8 protein-coding genes are annotated in these 8995 nt (G+C 44.2%); 3 read left to right on the top strand and 5 right to left on the bottom strand.

From position 1 onward, the window contains the following. Positions 1–712 precede the first annotated feature (712 nt). Positions 713–1912, top strand: coding sequence for a benzoate/H(+) symporter BenE family transporter (locus AC1DOV_RS21565; protein ID WP_477512636.1), 1200 nt, complete (start codon positions 713–715; stop codon positions 1910–1912). A gap of 16 nt (positions 1913–1928) precedes the next feature. On the opposite strand, the gene AC1DOV_RS21560 is transcribed toward AC1DOV_RS21565, so the two are convergent. After that, on the bottom strand, positions 1929–2441 hold the full coding sequence (locus AC1DOV_RS21560; RefSeq protein WP_076269129.1) for an acyl-CoA thioesterase: 513 nt from the start codon (positions 2439–2441) through the stop codon (positions 1929–1931). 139 nt (positions 2442–2580) lie between these two features. After that, entirely contained in the window at positions 2581–3243 is a 663-nt protein-coding gene (locus tag AC1DOV_RS21555; RefSeq protein ID WP_477551042.1) for an MBL fold metallo-hydrolase, read from the bottom strand. A gap of 168 nt (positions 3244–3411) precedes the next feature. Here AC1DOV_RS21555 and AC1DOV_RS21550 point away from each other — a divergent pair, with 168 nt between their 5' ends. After that, on the top strand, positions 3412–4014 hold the full coding sequence (locus AC1DOV_RS21550; protein WP_477551041.1) for an RNA polymerase sigma factor: 603 nt from the start codon (positions 3412–3414) through the stop codon (positions 4012–4014). Next, the gene (locus AC1DOV_RS21545) at positions 3941–5260 is read left to right on the top strand and encodes a DUF4179 domain-containing protein (protein ID WP_477551040.1); all 1320 of its coding nucleotides are present in this window, start codon (positions 3941–3943) and stop codon (positions 5258–5260) included. Before AC1DOV_RS21550 ends, AC1DOV_RS21545 begins: the two co-directional genes overlap by 74 nt. A gap of 114 nt (positions 5261–5374) precedes the next feature. Here AC1DOV_RS21545 and AC1DOV_RS21540 read toward each other — a convergent pair whose 3' ends face one another. Genes AC1DOV_RS21540 through AC1DOV_RS21530 form a run of 3 tightly spaced genes read right to left on the bottom strand, consistent with a single transcriptional unit; the run spans position 5375 to position 8741 of the window. Further along, a complete protein-coding gene (locus AC1DOV_RS21540; protein WP_477551039.1) occupies positions 5375–6544 on the bottom strand; it encodes a glycoside hydrolase family 130 protein in 1170 nt (389 codons plus the stop codon). Positions 6545–6558: 14 nt separating this feature from the next. Continuing rightward, entirely contained in the window at positions 6559–7770 is a 1212-nt protein-coding gene (locus AC1DOV_RS21535; protein ID WP_477551038.1) for an AGE family epimerase/isomerase, read from the bottom strand. Further along, a complete protein-coding gene (locus AC1DOV_RS21530) occupies positions 7767–8741 on the bottom strand; it encodes a glycoside hydrolase family 113 (protein ID WP_477512642.1) in 975 nt (324 codons plus the stop codon). The genes AC1DOV_RS21535 and AC1DOV_RS21530 overlap by 4 nt, the downstream gene beginning before the upstream one ends. Positions 8742–8995 lie beyond the last annotated feature (254 nt).

Genomic DNA, 8995 nt, shown 5'->3' with positions numbered 1-8995 from the left:
AATAAGCACGTATATGTTCTTACAGCGAGAGAAAGGGCTAGGTTTGTTGTCTGTAAGCACATATATGCGCTTATAGAGTAGCTGCGGCGTATGATCGAGGTAGGAAATGGACAAATAAGCACGTATATGTTCTTACAGCGAGAGAAAGGGCTAGGTTTGTTATCTGTAAGCACAAATATGCGCTTATAGAGTAGCTGCGGCGTATGATCGAGGTGGGAAATGGAGCAATAAGCACGTATATGTTCTTACAGCGATAGAAAGGGCTAGGTTTGTTGTCTGTAAGCACATATATGCGCTTATAGAGTAGCTGCGGCGTATGATCGAGGTGGGAAATGGAGCTGGAGCTCAGACAGAGTGAACGTTTTCGGACCTATAACTTACGAACCTAGCAGCTCTTATTTTAATCAAAGGTAATAGATTAAAAGTTTAACGAACTGCAGAATCGTTATTTCGAGAAAAATAGCTAATGCACCCAATTTACCATGCTATAACGTTCATATGATTCGTTAAAACTTAAGTAAGCTAGTTTTCATCACAATAAGAATAATACAGTTCGTTAGAGAGTTGATCTTGGGATGCCTTGATATGTTATGCGCAGAAATGGCTGAAAAAAGTTTGAGCAGTGGATGGGTACAAATTGCTGAGAAACGGTTATACTTAAGCACTTGAACAACACGGAAGCCATATTATTATACGATTAGGAAGCGATTTGATGATAAAAACCCATTCCAAGCTCAATCGGCAAAATGTGTTTACTGGTATATTATCTGCGATGCTGGCATGTACAGGCGGAGCCGTACTCATCGTTAGCAGCGCTGAAAAAGCAGGTTTTTCAACCTTAGAGCTCGTCGCGTGGCTGTTCGCCGTTTATTTTTTTGGCGGACTGCTGAACATAGCTTTGACGTTGATATATAAAATTCCGTTTGGCGGCGCGCATTCGATAACCGCCGTTGCTTTCTTAAGCACTTCTGCGACACAGTTTACCGTGCAGGAGTTAGCTGGTGCGAGCATTATTTCCGGGTTTATTATCGCTGTATTTGGTTTATCTGGTCTGTCCGATAAGCTGCTGGCTTTCCTGCCCAAGCCGCTGATGGATGCGATGCTTGCCGGTTTAATATTCAACCATATTGTAAAAATCGTTCCCGCGGTCAAGGATGCTCCCTTTGTCGGGTTCATGGCATTGGTCGGTTTTTTCTTATTTCCCCGTTTATTCAAGGGCTTTCCGCCTGTGCTCGGCGTCGTTTGTATGGGGCTGCTTGCTCTATGGATTGGCTATGATTTGCCTCCTATGGAGGTGCTGCCGTTTGCGCTGCCGCATGTGGTGAGCCCTGAGTTTTCGATTAATGGGCTGTTATCGTTAGCTATCCCTTTGTCGATACTCGTGCTTAGCAACGATTTGTTTGTAGCTTTGGCAGCACTTCGCAAAAATGGCTATGAGCCATCCGCTTCCAAGACGATTACGATAACTGGTTTTGCCACGACTGCTGTAGCGTTTCTTGGCGGTCATAGCGTAAATGTTGGCGGAATGATGAGTATGCTGTGCAGCAGCGAAGAAGCTGGTGCAAAGGAATCTCGTCCTTATGCAGCGATTGTCTCGGGCGCATTAGTGGCGCTGTTTGGATTATTTGCTTGGAAGGTTATTGCCTTTATTAATATTCTGCCGTCTTCATTTATTTGGCTTCTAACGGGTTTTTCATTGATGGGGGTATTCATTCAAAGCCTTCAATCAGCTTTTTCGGAATCTGCCTACCGCTACTCAACGGCCTTTACATTTGCGATTGCGGTAGCAAACGTCGCCTTTCTCGGCGTTTCTGCGCCTGTTTGGTGCTTGGCAATCGGCATGGTTACGATGAAATTGCTGGGCGAGGGAACACGCAGCAATAGCAATGATGCTGTTCGTCAAAATAAATAGTAATAAAAGGGGACGATTATTCCCACGGAAACTTCGTCAGTAAAAAGTCTGCAAACTTTTTGCTCTCTTCTCTGCGCTGCTTCCTCATTGCCGTTCGGTGCTCGGCCGTTTCATATAATTTAATTTCTTCTTCCGTTTCAGGGACAATACGAGGTACAAGTATTGTCTTATTTTGTTCATCTAGGGCGACAAAAGTAAGAAAAGAGGTAGCTGCTATTTTTCGCTCGCCGCTTCTTAAGTCTTCTCGTATCACTTTCACAAAAACCTCGATTGAACTTTTGCCCGTCCAAGTAACGAAGGACTCTAGGGAAACGGAATCTGTTGGCCGGATTGGATGCAAGAAATCAACGGAATCCGTCGAAGCGGTTACCGCGGTAACTCTGCATAATTTGGAAGCGGATATCGAAGCAATATCATCGATATAAGACATAAGTTTGCCGCCGAACAACGTGTTGTGATTGTTTACATCGGTTGGGAATACTCTTGAAACCTTAAAGGATCGCGTTTCTTTGACATATTTATTTTCCAAAGCATTCACACAACTTTCTAGAAAGTGGCTGATCTTTGGGTATTTTCTCCCCTTTATGGATAGGTTATGCTTCTAAAATAAAACTTAAAAGGGTTCCACATATAATGCTTGATTAGTATGTGGAACCCTTTATATATAGTTACTCTTGGCTGAGCTTTAACAACTGATCATTAACATTTTCGGTACTTAATCCCCCGTGATAACAAACGACGGATGCAATATCGAGGTCTACATATTTTTTCAAAGAGAGACGAGCCTCTTTTATATCCGGTGTAGTCGGGACATGAATTCCCCCGAGATTTCCGTCTACACTATACATTGAATCACCAGCAATGAGCGTTTTACTTTGCTTTAAATAAAGGCTAATATGGCCGGGAGTGTGCCCAGGCGTGTGGATGACGCGTATACCGCCGCAAAACGGCAGTTCTTGACCGTCGATCAGCGTATCGTCCACTCTGCCTTTCGGAGGATTCTCAAGGTGCCGGTCTTTTAAAAGCGGGATCTCTCCCTGAATATATGGCTTATCCAATTCATGCGCATAAATTTTAATATGATGACCATACTCTTTCAAAATCTCAGGAAGGCAGCCGATATGGTCCATATCCTGATGCGTTAAAATGACAGCTTTTAGTTTGTCCAACGACACGTCTGCTTTTTCAATGGCAGCGCGTAAATCTTCGATTTGCCCTGGAAAACCTGTATCTATTAAAACAGCCGTATCTTGATCCCACAAAAGAATGGGATGAATAATCGTTCCGTGAAAATCTAGTTGAAGCATTTCTACACCCTTTGAAATCTCCATAATAGCGAGCCTCCGTAAAATTAGATTTATATGGATGTTATTATGCAGGTTTAGTTGATGTCAACATCTTCTAATAACATCGCAGTGAAGTGGTAGTTGAGATTTTTTTTTTCGCAAAATGAACTTTAAGAGCCTCTGTGATCTCTTATCTATGAAAGGGGTGAGAACATGAATGTAAGCCGTCTTGTCAAACAAGCTCAAAAAGGCAACAAAGAAGCTTTATTACAACTAATCATAGCCGATCAGGACGCTTATTATCGTCTTGCCTACAACTATTTGAGAAATGAGCATGACGCGATGGATGCCATGGCAGACATGATTGTTACGCTTTATGAAAAGCTGGATCAATTGCAAAAGAGCGAAGCCTTCTACAGCTGGAGCAAAACCATTCTTGTCAATCGTTGCAAAAAACTACTCCGCCAAAAAGAACGATTTGTTCCGCTGGGAGACGAGGGAGAATCGTCCTTTGCTGGATTAACGGAAGATAACCCTTATCGCAACACGGAGTCTGAGATGAACATGCAGGTGCTGCTCTCGAATCTAAATGCACAGCAGCGGGAAGCTATCGAGCTTCGCTACGTACATGATCTTCCGTATCAGACGATTGCGGACATGACCTGTTCGCCGATTGGAACAATCAAATCAAGAATTTCGCAAGGCATACAAAAACTGAAAGCGATGATCGGAGGGGATCGTAATGAAAACGATCGAGGAGAGATTACAGGAGCACAAACAGAGCTTGAATATCGTGCAGGCACCATCAGGACTTGAGGACAGACTTCGAAATGCACTTGAGCATGTTCCCGTGAAGAAAAGAAAGCTGAATAGAGCGATGACATGGGTTGTCTCATCAGCTGCAGCACTCCTTCTGATTGTAGGCACTTATCAATATCCTGCGTTTGCTTATTACGGAGGCAAGTTGTTTAACAAAATCGAGCTGAACTCTCTTAGCTTCTCTGAAGTGGCGGAGCAAGGCTACGGACAATCGGTCAACAAAAGCAAAACGCTAGATGACGGTACTGTCATTACCATCAACGGGGTTATTGCGGACGATAACGCTTTGCTTATGTATTATAGCATTGATAGACCTGAAGGCTCTGTATTTACTGACAATAGTTCACTACGTTATAACGTAGGTCAAATGGAAGGGTTCTTGACGGATTCCGATCCCAAAGAAGGAAGCGGCAATTATAGCAAAGACGAGACCCAATACGAGGGCGTCTATAAATTTGAACCGGTTAGTCCATTCTCTAGAACTTTAACCGTTACATTTAGTGAGTGGCTAGAAAATGGGGAACGGGCATCTTACCCAATCTCCTTCAAGTTTGAAGCGAATAAAGCGATGAAAAGCATGCTTAAAGAGGATATCTCAAAATCCGTTTCGGTCGATGAGGGATCGATCCACAATGACGCCATCACAGCTTCACCTACTTCTACCATCGTAAAGGGACATTATGAAATGAATGATGGGGGATACCCGAGGTTCTCAGGTAAAACAAATCTTTATGTAAATGGAACAGAAGTCAAATCATGGGGAATGCAGTCGGATCATTCGGGTGAAAAGGGCAAGGCGGCATTTGAACTTGAATTTGATGTGCTGCCAACAGACAAGCTGGAAACCATCGAGCTCGTACTTGAAAATTTTGCTGGCTATCAGAAAATAGAAGAACCGATCTCCTTAGCTTCACCATCAGATCTGTCCATAAAGATTGGGAATGAGAAGTTATGGATTCGCAGCGTTACAAAAACCGATACAGGTTATGATATCGTTATCGCCAGAAAACAATTTACAATCTTGGAAACAGAAAACTTATCTGTTCAATCGGGTGATAGTGTAGTTCCCGTCTCATCCATTTCCTCATCACGCCCGTGGGATTTGAAAAATGGCAATATCTTGTGGGAGCAGACGTTTTCTTTTAACACGGAAGAGGAACCGGAACAGCTGCTGCTTAACGGATTTTCCTATATTAAAACCTACGATAAGACCATCTCTATTCCTATGGATATCAAAAAGTAATTTGTATCAAACAATAAATGAAAAAGGGCTTCCCAAAAAGCAGAAATGCTGCTCTCTGGGAAGCTCTTTCTTTTAGGCTGGAAAGACTAAAGTTCCTTGCAATGGCGAAGAGGATTATAGCTGCAAGTTGCGATCAATTAAAGCGATGCGCTGCTCTACACATGCGTAGGAGCGAAGCGGATCTTCCGGTGTGTTTAAGCAATAGTCGAGCAGTTGATCAACGGTAGTTGCAGCAACGTGACAGCGTGTGTCGGAGGAAGCGTAGTAAATATAGACGTTGCCGTTATCCTGTGCGATAACCCCGTTGCAGAAAGCTACGTTCGATACGTCGCCGACACGTTCAATGCCTTCTGGTGCAAGCAAGTGGCCACCAGGACGATGCGTTACTTTGTTAGGCTCCTGCAAGTCGGATAGGAATGCATAAAGTACATAACGCAAGCCTGCCGCGGTGTTGCGAACGCCGTGAGCAATATGAATCCAGCCTTTGTCCGTCTTAATTGGAGCGGGACCTTGACCGTTCTTCACTTCTTTAATTGTATGATAATGGCGTTCATCAATGATGATCTCACGCTCTACAACTGCATTCTCGATCGTATCGGATAGTCCCCAGCCAATACCGCCGCCAGAACCCGTATCGATAAAGCCGTCCTGAGGACGAGTATAGAAGGCGTATTTTCCGTCTACAAATTCAGGGTGAAGCACGACGTTGCGCTGTTGGTTGGACGCTGTTTTTAGATCAGCAAGACGCTCCCATTGCTTCAAATCCTTCGTTCTTACGATACCGCATTGTGCAATTGCGCTCGACAGATCTCCTTTTGGAGCGGAAGGATCCTTTCTCTCTGTGCAGAACAGACCATAAATCCAGCCGTCCTCATGTTGAACGAGGCGCATATCATAGACGTTAATATCGGGATCGCTTGTTTCTGGAAGCAAGATAGGGTGGTTCCAGAAGCGGAAACCATCAACGGGGCTGTCACTCTCTGCAATGGCGAAAAATGATTTGCGATCATTGCCTTCAACGCGAGCTACGAGATGGAATTTGCCATTTAAGAAGATTGCTCCTGGATTGAATACGCAATGAACGCCGAGGCGCTCCATGAAATAAGGATTCGTCTCAGGATTAAAATCATATTTCCAAATTAGCGGAGCATGTTCTGCTGTTAGAACAGGGTGCATGTAACGATCAAAAACGCCGTTGCTAACTTCTACTGGCTCGTTTTTACGCTGTACAAGCGCCTCATAACGGTCTGTTAGCATTTGCTTGCGTTCATTAAATTTACTCATTGAATAAACCTCCATTAGTGTGAAGTAGCAGTACCAGACAAGCGTTCGATCATTTCAAAGCATGCGCGTCCATTATGATAAGGGCATTTCCAAGGACTAACCTTTTGTAAATTGTCGCTTGGAGCACCATCGCGAGTTACGCTCCAGTGCCATTCGCCAAACTGTTTGTCGACGATAAAATTTTCAATGAACTGCCAAGATTTCAAGGCAGCCTCAAGGTATTTGTCATCGCCCGTCATTTGATAAGCATTATAGAAACCAACAACAGCTTCTGCTTGCGGCCACCAATCCTTGTGCGAATCGATGATCCCATCAGGACCTGCCTCATTAAGAAGACCGCCATCCTCGTCAACGCCTTCATTCAGCGTCGCTTCTGCCATTCGAATGGCGATCGCTTTGGCTTCAGCCAGCAATGCTGCATCTCCAAGCACTTCAGCCGCCTCGACTAGCAGCCAGCTGCCCTCGATATCGTGACCGTAAGAAATATGCTCAGATCTGCCGTTCCATTTTTCATCGAAGAAAAGGATAAAGTGCGCGTTATCTGGGTTAATAATATGTTTTATTGTGATTTCGATTAGTTCTTTCAGCTTGGCTTGCAGCACATCCGACTTCCATACCCTGTAAAGGTTCGTATAACCCTCCATGATGTGGAGATGAGTATTCATGGATTTCTTCTCATTCAAATCCTTTTCACTCAAGCTATTATCGTCGGTTTCCAGCCACTCGCGTGTAAGAGCTTCAAAATAACCTTTATATTGCTCATCGTAGCTATATTTCTCAAGCGTATGAAATAATGAGATCGCTTTCTGAAGCGCAGCTTCATTCCCGGTAGCGCGGTAATACTCGGAGTAAGCATAAATAGCAAAGGCTTGACCGTATACCTGCTTTTTCGTTTCGGCTGGGCTGCCAGCTGCATCAACCATCCAGTATAATCCGCCGTATTCTTGATCTACAAAGTATTTATTTACATATTGATAGGCACGGTCAGCCATTTCGAGATAAGCTTCATTGCCAGTCATGCGATAAGCGGAGGCAAAGGTCCACAAGATCCGTGTGTTAAGCACCAGGCTTTTGCCAGCTTCATCGTTAACGGTTAAATCTCTGCTGATATTGCCGTAGAAACCGCCTTTTTGCTCATCGATCGTATGCTTCATCCAAAAGCCGAGAATGTTAGATTCCAGCTCTTGCTTGATGCTTGCCAGCCACTGCTCGTTAGTTACGTTCATTCGCCCAAACCTCCGTCACTCGATTCAGCTATTTTGGCTGCATAATATTGACGAACCGTTTGTTCTGCTTGCTTGCCATACATACAATAATCGTCGTTAGCACTCGCATCGGCCTCTTCATATAGTCTCGCCGGCCAATCCCAAAGCATAAAGCCGCCAACCCAATCACGCTTGTCCGTATGGGAGAACATCGTCTCGTAGAACTGACGCTGAACCTCTTCGCTGGGCGCGCCTGCAAGTCCCCAATCGTTCGGAATATACTGCGAGCCTTCGCGGCTAGGGCAGCCTGCTTCCATGAAGAAAAAAGGCTTGTCGTATTCGGATACGACCTTTTCAATTCGGTTCAGCTGCTCTTCCCAAGCATCGATAGGGTAGTAGCCGCTGGAAGAAATGACATCAACAGCATCCCACCATTTAATTTGGCCTTCTTGATATTTGTCACAGTTGTACGTAACGATGCCGGAATAAACTTTGCGAACCTCTGCGATGAGCTCACGCCATTCCGTTTCTCTGCGATCGGTTTGAACCATTTCGCATCCAACACAAAACATTTCGCAACCTGTATCTTCAGCCATTTTGGCATAGTGCAAAATGAATGTGGTATACGAAGCGAACCAGTCAGACCATTTTGGCTCGCAAGGCACATCGAGATCAAAAAAATTAATATGAGCACGCCATGTGCCATCCGCACAATTGACGACCGGCTTCAAACAAACGTTAAGGCCTAGTTCTTTCGCTTTGTGAATGGCACTAAGAACTTCCTCATCGGTAACCGTAGGCGCCTCGCGAAACTTAATTTCGGTAGAGTGGGCATGATCTTGAAGTGCGCCAAGTGCAATAGCTGTCCAGTTCACGCTTAACCGCTCGGCCATTAATTCCATCGAACGATCCGCTTTTTCGCCAGTCCATGTGCCTCGAATGCCTGTCCAGCCCCATGTCATTCCGCCTATATAGGCTGCTTTAGTTGTCATTGGAGTCGCCTCACTTTATATTTGGTATTTTTGTTATTGCTAATAATATTTTTGTTATATAACAAGTAAACATGATTCTAGTCTTGTTTGCAATACCTTTCTTGAACAGCAAGCAACCTTATAAAATTGCTTCATTTAATAACGCAGAAAGCGGCATGTGTATGCACAATAATGAGTGAATATACGTAAAAAAGCGTTTTCGAAAAATGACAGTTGAAGACTATAAATCATATTTTAAACCATTTTAGAACCAC

It is taken from the genome of Paenibacillus sp. 01T47 (assembly GCF_056398245.1).
This window is presented reverse-complemented; position numbering and strand designations above follow the sequence as displayed.